16 protein-coding genes are annotated in these 15,961 nt (G+C 47.5%); 15 read left to right on the top strand and 1 reads right to left on the bottom strand.

Annotated features, from left to right (window positions below; genetic code table 11):
- Positions 1-125: 125 nt before the first annotated feature.
- The 3 genes from EOO49_RS04415 (at position 126) to EOO49_RS04405 (ending at position 4,997) form a co-directional block, all read left to right on the top strand.
- A complete protein-coding gene (locus EOO49_RS04415) occupies positions 126-3,077 on the top strand; it encodes a histidine kinase (RefSeq protein ID WP_290843106.1) in 2,952 nt (983 codons plus the stop codon).
- Positions 3,078-3,080: 3 nt separating this feature from the next.
- Positions 3,081-3,821: a LytTR family DNA-binding domain-containing protein gene (locus tag EOO49_RS04410; protein WP_290843104.1), complete on the top strand. Its 741-nt coding sequence runs from the start codon at positions 3,081-3,083 to the stop codon at positions 3,819-3,821.
- A gap of 303 nt (positions 3,822-4,124) precedes the next feature.
- Complete coding sequence (locus tag EOO49_RS04405; RefSeq protein WP_290843102.1) at positions 4,125-4,997, top strand: hypothetical protein; 873 nt, start codon at positions 4,125-4,127, stop codon at positions 4,995-4,997.
- 242 nt (positions 4,998-5,239) lie between these two features.
- On the opposite strand, the gene EOO49_RS04400 is transcribed toward EOO49_RS04405, so the two are convergent.
- Positions 5,240-5,482, bottom strand: coding sequence for a hypothetical protein (locus EOO49_RS04400; RefSeq protein ID WP_290843100.1), 243 nt, complete (start codon positions 5,480-5,482; stop codon positions 5,240-5,242).
- On the opposite strand from EOO49_RS04400, the gene EOO49_RS04395 reads away from it, so the two are divergent.
- From EOO49_RS04395 to holA, 12 genes are all read left to right on the top strand, one after another.
- Positions 5,481-6,104 carry a hypothetical protein gene (locus EOO49_RS04395; RefSeq protein WP_290843098.1) on the top strand — a complete coding sequence of 208 codons (624 nt, stop codon included), beginning with the start codon at positions 5,481-5,483 and terminating at the stop codon, positions 6,102-6,104. The genes EOO49_RS04400 and EOO49_RS04395 overlap by 2 nt on opposite strands.
- A gap of 20 nt (positions 6,105-6,124) precedes the next feature.
- A complete protein-coding gene (locus EOO49_RS04390) occupies positions 6,125-6,787 on the top strand; it encodes a hypothetical protein (RefSeq protein WP_290843096.1) in 663 nt (220 codons plus the stop codon).
- Positions 6,788-6,789: 2 nt separating this feature from the next.
- The gene (locus tag EOO49_RS04385; RefSeq protein WP_290843095.1) at positions 6,790-8,088 is read left to right on the top strand and encodes a cellulase family glycosylhydrolase; all 1,299 of its coding nucleotides are present in this window, start codon (positions 6,790-6,792) and stop codon (positions 8,086-8,088) included.
- A gap of 140 nt (positions 8,089-8,228) precedes the next feature.
- On the top strand, positions 8,229-8,855 hold the full coding sequence (locus tag EOO49_RS04380) for a hypothetical protein (RefSeq protein WP_290843093.1): 627 nt from the start codon (positions 8,229-8,231) through the stop codon (positions 8,853-8,855).
- 43 nt (positions 8,856-8,898) lie between these two features.
- Positions 8,899-9,540, top strand: coding sequence for a hypothetical protein (locus tag EOO49_RS04375; protein WP_290843091.1), 642 nt, complete (start codon positions 8,899-8,901; stop codon positions 9,538-9,540).
- Positions 9,541-9,607: 67 nt separating this feature from the next.
- Positions 9,608-10,243, top strand: coding sequence for a hypothetical protein (locus EOO49_RS04370; RefSeq protein WP_290843089.1), 636 nt, complete (start codon positions 9,608-9,610; stop codon positions 10,241-10,243).
- Between the two features lie 65 nt (positions 10,244-10,308).
- A complete protein-coding gene (locus EOO49_RS04365) occupies positions 10,309-10,944 on the top strand; it encodes a hypothetical protein (protein ID WP_290843087.1) in 636 nt (211 codons plus the stop codon).
- A 72-nt stretch (positions 10,945-11,016) separates the two neighbouring features.
- Positions 11,017-11,685 (top strand): hypothetical protein, encoded by a 669-nt coding sequence (locus EOO49_RS04360; protein WP_290843086.1) that lies wholly within the window; start codon positions 11,017-11,019, stop codon positions 11,683-11,685.
- A gap of 143 nt (positions 11,686-11,828) precedes the next feature.
- Positions 11,829-12,545 (top strand): hypothetical protein, encoded by a 717-nt coding sequence (locus EOO49_RS04355; protein WP_290843084.1) that lies wholly within the window; start codon positions 11,829-11,831, stop codon positions 12,543-12,545.
- Positions 12,546-12,911: 366 nt separating this feature from the next.
- The gene (locus EOO49_RS04350) at positions 12,912-13,583 is read left to right on the top strand and encodes a hypothetical protein (protein ID WP_290843082.1); all 672 of its coding nucleotides are present in this window, start codon (positions 12,912-12,914) and stop codon (positions 13,581-13,583) included.
- Positions 13,584-14,098: 515 nt separating this feature from the next.
- Complete coding sequence (locus tag EOO49_RS04345) at positions 14,099-14,779, top strand: lipoprotein (RefSeq protein ID WP_290843080.1); 681 nt, start codon at positions 14,099-14,101, stop codon at positions 14,777-14,779.
- A gap of 169 nt (positions 14,780-14,948) precedes the next feature.
- On the top strand, positions 14,949-15,944 hold the full coding sequence (gene holA / locus EOO49_RS04340) for a DNA polymerase III subunit delta (RefSeq protein ID WP_290843078.1): 996 nt from the start codon (positions 14,949-14,951) through the stop codon (positions 15,942-15,944).
- Positions 15,945-15,961 lie beyond the last annotated feature (17 nt).

Genomic DNA, 15,961 nt, shown 5'->3' with positions numbered 1-15,961 from the left:
CTCCTCGGCTTTGGTCGGGGAGTTTGCGTTTTACACCGTCACACGATTGCCCAAACCTGCATTTGGTATATTTAATTCGTATTTTTAGACAGATTGCCCGTAGGTTTACAATTCGCTTGATCTGGATGAACTTTCTTACCGCTTGGCGCTTGCTTCTGGTTTTTTTCGTGCTTTGGCTTTCGCCGATGCGCGCCCAGCAAGTGTGGCACGACGAGATTGTGCGCACTTTTCAGGGTTTGCCGTCAGATATCGTGCTCAAAACCCAAACCGACGACAACGGATTCGTCTACATCGCCACGGCAAAAGGCCTTTCGCGTTACGACGGTTATCGGTTCGTGCAAAGCCAATCGGTACGAACCAAAGTCACCGATTTCGTTTCTTGCGCGGGCGAACTCTATTTTCACGATGCCGTCGGATTGGCTTCGGTCGCCGATGTCTATTCAGATCCGAAAATCGTGCAGGCCAACAATTATCAGGACGAAAATCCGGACAATGACCATTTCGAGCATATTTTCGTCGATAGCAAGAAACGCATTTGGAGCAGCGATTTTTCGAACGTGAAGTATTTTTCGCAAGCCGATAAAAAACCAGTGATTTTCCATTTGGATTTGGGTCGCAAGGAAGAAAACCTCAAACTGCATTTCGTCGAGATTTCAAACGGAACGATTTGGGCTTTGACCTCGTCCGGCGTTTTCGTGTGGACCGAAAATTCAGGGAAATTGGTGCGTCACCCAAATCCTGAATTGGCGAAACTCTCGTGTTCGTCGGCGATCCGGTTGTCGAAAAACAGGATTGTGGTGGCGACTTCCGACAATAAAATAATCAGGATCGATCCCAAAATCGGGAAACCGGAAATCGTCGCGAATTCTCTGGAAACCATTATCGGAATGGCAAAACTTCCCGGGCGCGGCCTGACCTTGTACTCGAGAAACGCGGTCTATCTGCTCTTTGACAAACAACTGAAACAGATTTACGTTCCGCAGAAAAGCCAGATCAATCACGTGCTAGCCGACGGTTTTTCGGAGATTTTATGGATTTCGACCAACAAAGGCCTGGTGAAACTCTCGCCTGTGGACGCGATTTCGAATTTTCGGATTCCGGCAAAAAACCTCGAGAATTTCGTCGTGACCTCGATTGCCGAAGACAATTCGCGAAAATTGTGGCTCGTCGAGAACAAAACCGGTTTGTGGTCGCACGATGCAAGCGGGAATTTCATGCATTACGACATGCCGGCGGTTCGCGTGCTTTCGGTCAGTGCTTACGGGAATCTGGTTTTTATCGGAACGGACAAAGGTTTGTATTTGATGGAATCGGGGAAACCCAAAAAAGTGAAGCTGCATGATTTTGGCGATTTTCCGATAAAGAAAACAGTGCTGACCCAAAAATCCGAGTTGTGGCTTTTGGTCGAGGGCAAGCCGATAAGCCGATTTTCGTGGCCCGACCTGAATCCGCTTCAAGCGCTGAAAAACAAGTCCGAATTTTGGACGGAAAACACGTGGAATGACATTTTCGAGGCCAAAAACGGACAGATATGGCTTGGCGGATGGGCGCCGAAAGCTTACGGAATAGATCTGTTCAATACCAAAAACCAAGCGTTCATCGAAGTTTCCGATCTCAAATCAAACAAAAACCGCGACAAATTTTTCGGCGATTACGTGAACCGGATCGCGGAAAACAGCGATGGAAACTTGTTGTTTTCGGGTTATGGCGGATTTTCGATCGTACAACCTGATGGCAATCTCAAAAGATCGATAGACATCAACGCCTACGCGATCGCGGACGGACATTTTGAGGGAATCGCATCGGACGGAAACGGCAACATCGTCTTTGCGACCGGCGACGGACTGCATCTGTACAACCAAAAACGCGACGACATTCTCAGGCTTTCCCAATTCGACGGTTTGCCATCGGACGATCTGATCTACGGATTCCTGAAGCGCCGCGACGGAAAATTCGCCATCGGAACAGAAAACGGATATGCGCTTGTGAACCTGCAAAAGTTGCTTGAACCTTTGGGCGAAAGGACTTTGCGTCTCAGCGGCGTATCGGTTGACGGGAAAATGCGCCAACACGTTTCGGGCGCGATCGAATTGTCGAAAGAGGAAAGCGATGCGACGATCTTTTTCTCCGATCTTTCTTTTTCGGAAAAAAACAAGATCCAATACCGCTACAGATTCGCCGACGAAAAACATTGGAACGAACTCGGCAATTCGCCCGAAGTCTCTCTCAACCACATCGCTCCGGGCACGTACAATCTCGTGATCCAGAAAAAACACGCTTTCGGGACGTGGCAAAAAGCCGGGCTTGAACTGGTTTTGATCGCGCATCCGCCGTTTTACAGATCGCCGGTTTTCTACGTCTTTTGCTTTTTGCTGGCGATTTTGTCGGTGACGGGAATCTATTCGTATCTGCTAAGGCGGCAAAGAAAAGAGGCGGCCTTCGTGCAAAAGATCCGCGAAGCCGAAATGACGACCTTGAGAGTGCAGATGAATCCGCATTTCATGTTCAACACGCTAAATTCGATCAACAGTTATATCATCCAGAACCAAACCGAATCGGCCAGCGATTATCTGACGACTTTCTCGAAATTGATGCGCAACATTCTCGAATATTCGAAGGAAGAACTCATCCCGCTTGACAGTGAATTGCGCGCGCTCAGGCTTTATATGGAACTCGAATCGATGCGTTTGGAACAATCTTTCGATTATACGATCAAGGTAGATTCGGAACTCAAAGGCAATCCGTTGGTCAAAGTGCCGCCGCTGATCGTGCAGCCTTTCGTGGAAAACGCGATCTGGCATGGACTTTTGCACAAATCCGAACCCGGGAATCTGTTGGTCAAAGCCGAAATTGTGGACGAAGAGAAATTTTGCATCCGAATTGAAGACGACGGCATCGGACGCGAAAGAGCCGCCACTTTGAAAACGAGACAGACGAGCCATAAATCGTACGGGATCGACATCACGATTGAACGGATCAGGTTGTTGCATCCGGAAAATTCGGTGGAAATCCTCGATCTCAAAAATGCCGACGGAAGCGCCAAAGGCACGGCTGTCCTGATAACCCTAAAATTATAGATCATGATAAAAGTAATCCTGATAGACGACGAAAAGCATGCCATCGTCACCTTGCAACACATGTTGGAAAAGTTTGACGACGTGCAAATCCTGGCCACGACCCAAAAAAGTACCGAGGCCAAAGAACTGATCGAGAAACACAAGCCCGATCTGGTTTTTCTCGATATCGAAATGCCTTTCTTGAACGGCTTCGAGGTTTTGGAACAGTTTGCCGAAATTCCGTTCAAGGTGGTTTTCACGACCGCTTACAACCAATATGCGATCAAGGCTTTGCGCGTGAATGCGCTTGACTACCTGATGAAACCCATCGACAAGGACGAGCTGCGCGAGGCTTTGGACAAATATGTGAACAATGAACTTTCGACCACGCCCGAACAAGTGCAGCAAGTGAGCCAGTTTTCGTCTGGAAAAATTCCCGATACGCTGGCGCTTTCAACCCAGGAAGGCCTGCATTTCGTAAAAGTGGAAGACATCAGTTATCTCGAGGCCAGCGGTTGCTACACCTATATTTTTATGAGCGACAACACCAAACATCTCGTGAGCAAGAATCTCGCGATTTTCGAGGACGTGCTCAAGGAAAATCCTTTGTTTTTCAGGCCTCACAAGTCGCATGTCGTGAATTTGAAGTGCATCCGGAACTACATTCGCGGCGAGGGCGGCGAACTCATCATGGCCAACGGGTCGAGCATTACTTTGAGCCGCAATAAGAAACAGGAGTTTTTGGGGCTTTTTCACAAGGTTTGATTTTTCGATTTTTTGGATTGGTGGATTTTCAGATGCCCTGAAATGCGGATTCTTCGCGTGACTTTATTGCTCGATTTCTGCGGATGCTGTTTTGGAAATTTCGCCATTTTGGATTTTTGCAGCTTATAGAACTCAAAGGTTTAATAGAAAATCAGACTGACCCAAAATTCCCGCGTCGAGTGTCGTTTATCGATTAAACAACAACGACTTCCGCAGTTCATATAGCAAAAAAGACCGTTCGTATAAAATCATGCGAGCGGTCTTTTTTTTGTGGGTACACTTGTCCTGATAAAAAGACAGACCATGAAAAAAATGCTTTTACTCTTTGGGATTTCGGTTTTGACTTTGGCTTGTTCGGGTGACGATGGCGGCGGATGCGGGGTTGCAAATGCTTCGGAGAAAACCTCATCGGCCTTCCAGAACGGCTGCGGAATGGCGGTTTCGCCTCGCGGAAGAATCGCGGTCACGGTCTACAACGGCGGTTACGGACAGCCGGGACAAGTGAAAATTTTCGAGAATCTCGCAGCGCTTAAGGCGAACGACGTTCAGGTAACGCTTGAAGTCACCGCGCCCGAAGCTGTTGCTTTCGACTCCGAAGAAAATCTCTACGTAGCCGAAACCGAGGCTGTCGCCGGAGTTCGCGTGTACAATTCGAACGATTACTACTTTATACTGAACCGCGTGATCCAGCTGAACTTTGTGAATCCGCGCGGATTGGCCGTTGACAGTGAAGATCGGCTTTATGTGTGCGACGACGGAAACGGCCGCATCGTGCGCTTCAACAATCCAACGACGAGCAACGATTTTGTGGAGTTGACCAATCAGGGCGCGGGTGTGAAAGGCATCGCGATCTCGGGAAACAAGATGTATGTGACCAATTATGGCCTGAACCGCGTAACGGCTTACGAAATTGGCCCGGACGCGGCCGTGATAAATGCAACGCTTGGTTTTGTTACCGTCGAAAAGGCTACGGATATAAGTGCGAAAGGCAACAAGATCGTCGTGACTTCTTTTGATACCGGGAAGATTACGGTTTTGTCGGGTTGCGATTTCTCGGATGCCAATAAGAAGGAGTTTGGACTTGGGCAGTGTTTTGGGACGGCTTTTTTGAATGGCGGGAAGGTTTTGGGTGCTTTTTATGCGGAGGGTTTGGTTACGGAGTTGGCTGTGAATTGACTCATATGGCTTTTTTTGAACCATTAAGGACATTAAGGACATTAAGGTCATTAAGGTTTGGTTTTTTAAAGCCGAGAATTTTTAACCGTTGAGAAGTTAAGGTTAGTTAAGTCGGATGTATTTTTTAAGCCGAAAATTTTTAACCAGTAAGGACATTAAGTGCATTAAGGCTTGGTTTTTTAAAGCTGGAAATTTTTAACCGTTGAGAAGTTAAGGTTAGCTAAGGTGATGCCGATGAACTTTTAATTGGAAACCGCGCCCGCGTTAGGGATTCGCGGCATTGTCTGAGCTCTTTTTGCCAGCCTGGATTTACGGTTTGAAGGATCTTGGTGCAAAAAAGCGAGTGCCGCAAGCCCGGCGACGGCCCGCCACTGCATCTGCCACCGCCACTGCATCTGCAACTGCATCTGCAACTGCATCTGCCACTGAATAAACGGCCGGCGCAACGCCCAAAAAAATAAACAACAATAAATAAACAACGACATGAAGAAAATTTTGATTTTGGCATTGGCGGTTTTGGCCTTGCCGGCTTTCGGACAGAAAAAAAAGGAGGCAAAACCAGCGAAAAAGGCGAGTTCGAATTTTTACGGCGAGCCCTACAATTCGCGCAATTCGGGCAGTTTCGACAAGGGAACGCATTTGATAAGCCTCACTTACGGTTTTCCAAACACGCTCGATTATGAGAATTATGTGTTCGCGGACGACAACAAAGTGGGAATCGGGCCGGTGAACCTGCGGTATGAATTTCCGGTTCGCGATGAAGTAGGCGTGGGCATCGCGCTTGGCGGAGCGACCAAAAAATGGGATTACGCGGGCGGTTACGAGTATCGCATCACGGGAATCTCCATTTCGCCGCTTGGGTTTTACCATTTCAACAAACTCATTCCGATCAAGCAGTTGGATGTTTTTGCGGGCGTCGGGGCAAATGTGAATTATCTGATGTACGATTACGACGACAATCTGATCGACGACGATAACGAGATCGAGCTCTATCCGACGGCTTTGGTTGGCGCGCGCTATTATTTCAGCGACAATTTCTCGGGATTGCTCGAGGTTGGCGGCAGCTCTTTCGCCATTGTGAAAATCGGGGTTAGTTTCAGATTGTGAAATCCAAATATACCGATGCGATGAAAAAGCTGATTTTACTCCTTATTGGCATTCTTGCGATTTCGTGTTCAGGCGACGACTCGAACTCGGGCAAGAAATACCTGCCGACTGCGATCTTGAGCTCGACCGGACAATTTACGCTGGACTACGATTCCGAAAGGCGGCTCTCGAATTTGACTGTCGTCGGAAACGAGGCTTATGATTTCACCTACGAAGGCGACAGGGTCGCGACAATCACCAAACTCGGCGGAAATGGTCAGGGAATTTACACCTTCACTTATGAAGGCGAAACGATTACGGCTTACAATTTCAACGGACAGACTTATCCCGTGGTCTACAACCAACCGGCGAACATACTCAACAACGGTATCGAGCTGTATGAAAACGGCGAGCTCAAATCTTGCCGGGAAAACGACGGCGATGTCGTGATCTTCACTTACGACCACAGCCAAAAAGGCGCGTGGCACAACGGAAACGATTTTATCGTGCCATTGCTCATCATCAATCCGGAAGCTTACCAATTCGCGATTTACCTGAGCCGACCGGCACTCGCGAATTTTGCCGTTGCCGGAAATCTTTACACGACGACTTACGAACCCAACAACCGCAATTTGCCTCAAATGGCTTATTTTGTGGGAAGCCAGAACGAGGTCGTCGCCCAATACGAATACCAAAACCTATGATCATGAAAAAACTATATATGAGCCTGTTGCTTATCGGAAGTATCGCTTTCGCGCAACAAACCACACTTGAAGTGAACGGAAAAGTCCTGACGACGGTTTCCGGCCAGCAAATAACGTTGCGCGGCATCAATTATCCGATAATCGATGACGGGACGATCTCGCTTTCGAACGCGACCCAATATCAGCACAAGATCGATCAGGCGGCGCTTACGGGTGCCAACGCTATCCGGATTCCTTGGTATACGAACGGCACGCATTGGCGCGATGTGCAAACGCCCGGCACTATTTCGGGTTATGTCAACAACGGCCATTTGGGCAACATTCTGGCGTATTGTCACACGAAAGGCATGATTCCGATCCTGGAAATCCACAACGCCACGTGTTCGAACGACTGGACGTATTTCAACAACACCGTACTGCCTTTTTGGACGAATCCGACGATTCTCAACCTAATAGAAACCCACAAGCAATATCTCGTGATCAACCTAGCCAACGAGTTCGGATACGTGCGTTGGGCGGGCAATCAGGCGACGGCCACGACAACTTTCGTGAACAATTACAATGCGGCGATCTCGAACCTTCGCACTTTGGGCGTCGATGTCCCGATCATGGTCGATGCGCCCGATTGCGGCCAATCTTCGACCGAATTACTAGCCGTGGCGCAATCGATGGTGACTTCCGATCCGAATCACAACCTCATCTTTTCGTCTCACGCTTACTGGTTCGGATATGCGGCCACGACGGCTTTGGTCGAACAGAAACTGAACGAAGCCGATGCGACCAACGTATGTTTCATTCTCGGGGAAGTCGCCAATACGCAGGACGGCGATTCGTGCGGAAGCATTTCGCTGGCAACCTTGTATCCGACGATTCTCACGAAAGCTTGTGAGCGCAACATCGGCTGGCTTGCCTGGACGTTCGATCAGGATTGTTCGGCGCCACGCGAGATGATTACCAACGGCGAATTCAACACACTCACGGCTTGGGGAAATGACTTGGTAAACAACGTCGATTACGGACTTTTGTCGAGTTCGCCTTGTGCTGCACAGGAATTGTCGGTAAAACAAACAGCGGAATCGGCAGTTAAAATGTTCCCGAATCCGGCGGTTTCCGCTATAGGATTCTCGAACTCGGGCGAGATCACTTCGGCCGAGATCTACGATTTGTCGGGACGCCTTGTCCGAAAGGTGACTTCCAATTTCGAGGCTATTTCAATAGCTGATCTGCAATCTGGCAATTACCTGGTAAAAGTCAGCACCGCAGGAAATTCCGTCCAAACCTTCAAATTGCTCAAAGGCTAGACGCACTTCGTTTATCGGTTCACGCACTTGGTTTGTCGGCATGTTGGATGCTGGTCGAACGGAACTATCATTGTCCTGATTTTCGGATCATCCGATTGACCGACAGACCATTGGCAACCTTAACTCCAACACAGCATCAAATGAAAAAACTGGTAGTTCTACTATTGACAAGCTTTGCGCTGTTTTCCTGCGGGGACGACGATTCCGGCGCGGTTTCGGGACTGAGGCCGAGCGCTGTGAGCCTGAACGGCAATGTGCGCACTTACTCGTATGACGAAAAAGGCAGGATGGCCACCGTCACGAGATTCGGGGAAACCGCGACGTTCCACTATAACGACAAAAACCAGGTCGAGACAATCTCGAGTCCTCAAGGTGCGATAGGTTTCACTTATGACGAAGACGGGAAATACGCAAGTTTTACCAATGAAAACGGGCAACCGGTCGTATTGACGTACGTAGGTGACGACGTTTACACGGCCAATGGCGAGACTTTGGCTTTTCACCCAAATGGCGATTGGAAAATTTACCTTGGCGGTACTTTCGAATATTCGTCCGGCAAAGGCGCTTTCGCGAACGTGAGGCATCTCAATTTGTTGGCCTTGGCGGCGATCGATGGAGAATCGGTTTATTTCGCCTCCAAAAAGCGGCAGACATCGGTGCAAATACAAACGCAGACCATTCCTTATGTGACGATCGAAGGCGAAAAAGGCCTTCCGGAATCTGCAACCGTTTCCAATTATGGGGTTTCTTATACCTATTCGGATTGATTGCCGTCAAGCGGATAAAAAAAACAACTAAAAACGACCTATCATGAAAAAATTACTTCCACTTTTTCTGCTCGCACTTTGCCTTTTCGGATGTTCGGGCGACGATTCCGGCTCCAATTCCAAAGCCAAACCGACATCTGTGCTCTATGAGCTACAAGGCTTGTTCTCGAAGACCAACTATTTCACTTATGACTCGAAAAGCCGTATCTCGACAGTTTCCGACGGCCAACATCTGTCTACCATAAGTTACAATCCTGACAATTCCGTAGACGAGATCGTCGGTCCGGATCTGTTCTACAAATTCAACTACGACCAAAGCAAAAAACTGATTTCATTGACCGATGCCGACGAGAATCTCATCCCTGTTCAATCGCCGTCAAACGGTGTTCGTATCATCGAAGGACAGACATTTTCGACGAACAGTTCGGGCGATTGGACTTTGGTCGATGGCATTACATTCACTTACGGATCAAAAAAAGGCGCTTTCGCCAATGTTAAGAACGTCGATGCGCTTGCGATTTGGCTCGTCGAAAACATGTCGACGGTCTATCTGTCGAAAAAACGCATGGCTACGGGTTCGGCTAACGGCTCGAACTGGACTTTCGATGTGACGACCGAGGAAAAAGGACTTCCGAAAACGGCGATGTCAGGCGATGTTTCGGTGGTTTTTACCTATTCGGAATAAGCTTTCCCATCGACACAAAAATCATTTCGGCTTGACCGATAAAAAAACAAAACAAACACAAAAATCCATGAAAAAACTACTATTGATTTTGGCTTTCGCCGGATTGGTTTCGGCTTGCGGAGACGACGATTCGGGTGAGGCAAAAGGCCCAAAACCGATCACCGTCGAATGGGAACAGAATGGTGTCACCGAAACCCGGACTTTCACCTACGACGACAAGGACAGGATTTCGAGTGTCGCACTTGACGACCAATTGATCGTGTTCACCTACAACGAAAAAAACAAAGTCGCCAAATTGACCTTGGATCAGGACGAGTTCGTATTTAATTATGAGGGAAATACGCTTGTTTCGCTATCGTCTGGTCAAGATCAGCAAATCCCGATCACTTCGTTGGGTGACAACGCCTTTACGTATGCCGGAGTTCCGTTTTCGAGAAACAGCGTCGGCGATTGGTCTACGCTTTCCATCGCGAGCTACACTTACAAGTCGGGCAAAGGCGTTTTTGCCAACGTGCGCCATTTGGATCTTTTCGCGCTTTATCTGGTCGACAACCAATCGTATCTGTATGCCTCGAAAAAACGCATCAGCGCACTTTCGGGTGAAGGGCAAACGTATCCGTTTTTGGCCAGCGACGGCCAAAGCGGACTTCCGGCAACCGCCAACATTTTCGACAGGACTTTCACTTTCACTTATCTGGAATAGCGCAGAGTCACCTTTGGAACTCACGTCGGCTTGACCGATAAAAAAACAACACAAACACAAAAATCATGAAAAAACTTCTTTTGATTTTGGCTTTCGCCGGACTGGTTTCGGCTTGTTCCAGTGACGATTCAGGTTCGAATTCAGGTTTGAAACCCGCTTCGATAACCTTGCAAAGCAACGGAAACACTCCGGTGACACGCAATTTTACATACGACGGCAAAGGCCGACTGGCTACGGTGTCGAGTGAAAATTTCTTTGTGACGCTCACGTATCTGAACAACAATAAAATTGATAAGTTGATCAGTGATACAGGAAATCTCTCTTTCGTTTACGATGGAAATAATTTGGTGGCACTACAAGGCGACAACGGCAGCCTCCCGGTGACTTCTCAGTCTCAAGGCGTGCTTGTCTTTTCGAACCAGACTTTCGTAAGGAACGGTGCCGGCGACTGGAGCTCTATTTCCAATTTGACGTTTGCGTACACGTCGGGCAAAGGTGTTTTCGCCAATGTGAAAAGCCTCGATCTTTTCGCGTTGTACTTGATTGACAACCAGTCTTTGGTTTACGCCTCGAAAAAGCGCGTGGAAAGTATTGCGTCCGGCGGCGAGACGTTTCCTTATGTGGCGGGCGCTTTGCAGAAAGGCCTTCCGATTACTGCGACTCTTGCCGGAACGACCATCACGGCCACGTATTCGGAGTGAATTTCCCGCGAAACCAGATCGCATCGGCTTGACCGAAAAAACAGAAAATACTAACCTTAATACGAAAATCCCATGAAAAAACTTCTTTTGATTTTGGCTTTCGCCGGATTTGTCTCGGCTTGCGGAGACGACGATTCAAGCGGTGGCGGAAAAGTGCCCGCCAGTATCGTCATGACCAGTCCGGATGCGGCCTACACAGGCACTTACAGTTTTTCTTACGACAACAAAAACAGGCTGACGCAACTCGTGAGAACCGGTGCGCAAAACCTGATTTACGTTTTCGACTACGGCAGTAACGGCAAACCACAGACGATTTCCGTGACAGGCGACTCCGAGGCGACGGTGAATTTGACTTATGACAACAAAAAGCGGCTTGTGAACGCTACAAGCCAATTTTCCTCGCTTGACGTCACTTATACCGATGCAGGTTTTATCGTCAACGGCACGCCGGGCACGATTGCATCAAACGGCGATCTGACTTCGCTGGCGACTTTGCAGTTCAATTACGATACGTCCAAAAAAGGGGCGTTCGCCAACGTGAAAGGTCTTGATGGACTGATTATGGCGATCGTCGAAACGAATTCGCCTTATTACGCCTCCAAAAAGGCGATTTCGAGTTTGACGAATTCGGCGAGTCCGGCCGCGAATACGACGGTCTTGAACACTTACGAAGATGGACTTCCGGCGACGACACAAGTGAGCGGTGGTGCGACTTTCACCATGGCGTTCACTTACAACTAGGGTTAGGTTAGTTTTTTTATTGCGGACTCCGAAGTCGAAAGGCTTCGGAGTTTGCATTTTGATTGGTCAACGCCGCAGTTGGTATATCGGAACAAAAACAACGCTTGAACCGGATGTATTTTTGGCAGGTAATTCTTCTTGAGATGAAACGGATATTTCTTTACTCCATGTCAATTTTGCTTTTTGCTTTCGGATGCGGATGCGGCAACGATGACAACGCCAAAGCGCCATTCGAAGGCCGTTTGCTCAAACGCATGACGATCGAGGCCAATTATCCTGAAAATAACCAAACTGCTGATTTCACTTACGATTCCAAACACAGGATCGCGACGATAACGCTCGTTGGAGAAATTGACGACTTTTTCACGTATGCTTACAACAATAGAAATCAGGTCACGTCGATCAGCAAGGCAAATGGCGAAGATTTTGCTTTCGAGTACGATAACGAAGGTCGTCTATCGGGTTATACCGAAGGCAATGTCGATCATGCCGTGGTCTACAATTCGGGCAACCAGACCTATACGATAAACGGAAGCGCGTTCGTGCTCAAGGAAAACGGCGACATCCTGACCGAAAACGGCATGACTTACAATTATTCGTCGGTTGGATCGGCAACTTTGAAAGGGCCGCTTCGCGATGTTGTGGGAAGTTCGTACCAGCTTACGACTTATCTGGCGCAATATGACGCGATCGTCTACATGGTCAAGGACTCGTTTACGGGAAGAAGCGGCAATCCTGACGCACTTTTCAATTTCACGCTGACCAACGGATACGATTATCAGGATTATACCATGCAAACCAATTACGGAAGTTTCGGACTCACGTTCCATTGCACGTTCGAATATTTCCAGAACGAATAGCCTGACGGTTGTCAATACAGGAATTTGTCAGGTTTTGATGCCTCGATTGCGTGGTGGCACTTCGGGGCATTATTTTTTAAATTTCAAATCCCAAATCCCAAATCTCAAATTCCAAATCCCAAATCCCAAATCCCAAATCCCAAATCTCAAATCTCAAATCTCAAATCCCAAATCTCAAATCTCAAATCCCAAATCTCAAATTCCAAATTCCAAATTCCAAATTCCAAATCCCAAATTCCAAATCCCAAATTCCAAATCCCAAATTCCGTCTTGAAGGCTACCGGAACCAAAATCCGACGATCTGAAAATCCTTCGATCCGAAGCTTTTGATCCATCAAAAATTCACAAATCCAATAAATCTCAAATATGAAAAAAGTAGTACTGTTTTTACTCGCCATTTTCTTTGCAAGCTGTTCAGACGACGATTCGGGAACGAAAGTCAAATTGGTCCGGAGACTCGTGGTTTCGAGCCAGGAAAATCCTGATTTCAATTACACATACACTTTCAAATACGACAAATCGGGGCGTTTGACGCGCTATGATTCCGATTACGCCAATGGTCCCGATTGGGTCATGATCTCGTACAATTCGAACAATACAATTTCGCGCATTGAGCAGTCGAAAAACGGACAGATCAATTTGGTCGAAATGACCTATCTGGATGAAATACTGAGTCAATTCACCAAAAATGGAGTAGTTTACCAAGTGAGTTACAACGAGTCGACCCAAACCTATACCGCCGGACAGAACTCGTTTTCCCTCAATGCAAATGGCGACTGTACTGCTTTGCCTTTGCTTTCTTTTGGGTTTGAACCTTCCAGATTCGGGCCGTTTTACAATGCTCCGGTATCGCCGCATCGTCTGGATTTTTTCATTTCTGACAGCAATATTCTGTTTTTCGCTACGAGAATTCCGGTGCGTACGATTCAATATGGCAGTTTGTCGATTCCTTTGGAGAACACTTACGACAGCGAAGGCTTTCTCAAAACGTCTGATTTCGTAGCCGAATTCGATGTGCATTACGAGCTTACCTATTGAGTTTCGCACTCGTCTATAAATTTCGTCGTTTGTATATTGGTTTTCAAACCGATATAATCCGTTCTTACTTTTGGATTCAATCTAACCGTTTTATAATGATTTTGGCCCGGACGGAATCGTTCGATGTCTGACAGCAAAAGTTTGGGCTAGATTTCTGCTTTGGAACTTCGGATTTCGGTCCAAATTCTAAATCCCAATCCCGATAGCTATCGGGACAAATCCCAAATCCCAATAGCTATCGGAACAAAATCCAAAATCCAAATCGATAAAAAGTAATGCTGATTTACGAATGACACGGATCACACCGATTTCTTGCGTCCAGAATCAAATCCGAAAAAATGAAAATCCGTGAAAATCCGTTAAAATTTGCCAAAAGTCCGCGTTCCAAAAATTTAAAAACCAGACATCCAAAAATCCAAAAAAAATCCCTTTGTCTATAAATTTCGTCGTTCGTCTATTTACATCCGAAAGGAATTTTCCCGACTATAATTTTGCACAAACTAAAACTGACACCAATGAAAAAACTACTCTTTATCTTATCGGCGATCGTATTGCTCACTGCTTGTTCGGGCGACGACAGCGGCGGAACGAAGACCAAACTCGTCCGGAAAATCACCACAACAGGTTCTGACGAAGGCGACAACAGGACGTATTCGTTTTCCTACGACAAACAGGATCGCGTCAAGAAAATGAAAGTCGTGCTCGAAACGGCGACTTTCGAAATGACTTATACTTACAACGAACTCGACTATCTCGTCAAAGCGGTCAGGACAGGCAATAGTCCCGGTACGACTTTGTTGACTTACGACGAAGCGAATCACCTGAGTTCGATCTCGAGTTCAGAAGGCGTAATTCCGGTCACGTTTGACAACGCTACCCAAACTTACAATGTGGGCGGACAGTTTCCGTTCAAGGTCGATTCGGGTTGGGATTTCCTTTCGTATTATTCGTTTTCTATAGAATCTGAAGGGCAGATGAAAGGCGCGTTCTACAACGCCAAAGGAAATATCGGCGCTTTGCAGTTTGGAGGAATGCCGGATTTCTTTTACCTGGGCGGAAGAAGAAGCGTCAAGAACCTCAAACTGAACGGACAGGAAGCCTTGACCAAAGTTTCGATCTACGACGAAGAAGGTTTCGTAACGAGCTCAAACGTCGGCGGTGCGCTTATGACGCTTTCCGTCGAGTACGAATATTGAAGGTGGAGTTGGAATTTGCAGTTGGAAGACCTCGGCTTTTGTCGGGGTTTTTCTTTTTTGGAGTTTTGGATTTTCAAATCAGCGGATCATCGGAAAACCACGATCCGACAATCTGACAAACCGACGATCTGACGATCCGACAATCCAACAATCTTCGTATTTTTGCGCCATGGAAGAAGCCGTAAAAATCGTCAACGACATCAAGGCCGGAAATGTCGCGCCACTCTACTTTTTGATGGGCGAGGAGCCGTACTACATCGACCGTATTTGTGATTACATCGAAGCCAATGTGTTGACCGAAGACGAAAAAGGTTTCAACCAGACCGTGGTTTACGGACGCGATGTTTCTATCGAGGAGATTATCGGGACGGCGAAACGCTATCCGATGATGGCCGAAAAACAGGTCGTGATCGTAAAAGAAGCCCAGGAATTGGCCAAGACGATCGACAGGTTCGAGAGTTACTCCGAAAATCCGACGCCCACGACGGTTCTGGTCATGTGCTACAAATACAAGACGATCGACAAGCGCAAATCGACTTACAAAAGTCTCAAGAAGAACGCGGTGCTGTTCGAGAGCAACAAACTTCGCGATTACCAGATTCCGCAATGGATCGAGCGCGTGCTAAAGGGAAAAGGTTTCGGGATCGAGCCGAAAGCCTCGGCCATGCTGTCGGAATTCCTGGGAACCGACCTGGGCAAGATATCGAACGAACTCGACAAACTCGCGATCATTCTGCCAAAGGGCACGACGATAAACACGAAACACATCGAAGACAACATCGGATTTTCCAAAGACTTCAATGTTTTCGAATTGAGAAAGGCGATAGGCGAGGGCAACCGCGTCAAGGCGTTCCAGATCGCGAAGTATTTTTCAGACAATCCGAAAGACAATCCAATGGTCGTCACCACAAGCCTCGTGTTCCAATTTTTCTCCCAGTTGCTGCAATACCACGGACTCAAAGACAAAAAAGCCGCGGCTTCCGCTTTGAAGATCAATCCTTATTTCGTCAAGGATTACGAAGTTGCCGCAAGAAATTATCCAATGCGAAAGGTCAGTGGAATCGTCAATGTGCTGCGCGATGTCGATGTCAAAAGCAAGGGCGTCGGCGCCAGTTTGGGGATTGACGATCTTTTGAAGGAAATGCTTACCAAAATTTTCGATTGAGCCTCGCCTTTTTTCTT

This window comes from Flavobacterium sp. (assembly GCF_004295795.1).
Classification (GTDB): domain Bacteria; phylum Bacteroidota; class Bacteroidia; order Flavobacteriales; family Flavobacteriaceae; genus Flavobacterium.
The sequence above is the reverse complement of the archived record's forward strand: the minus strand, read 5'-3'. Positions and strand labels throughout refer to the sequence as shown.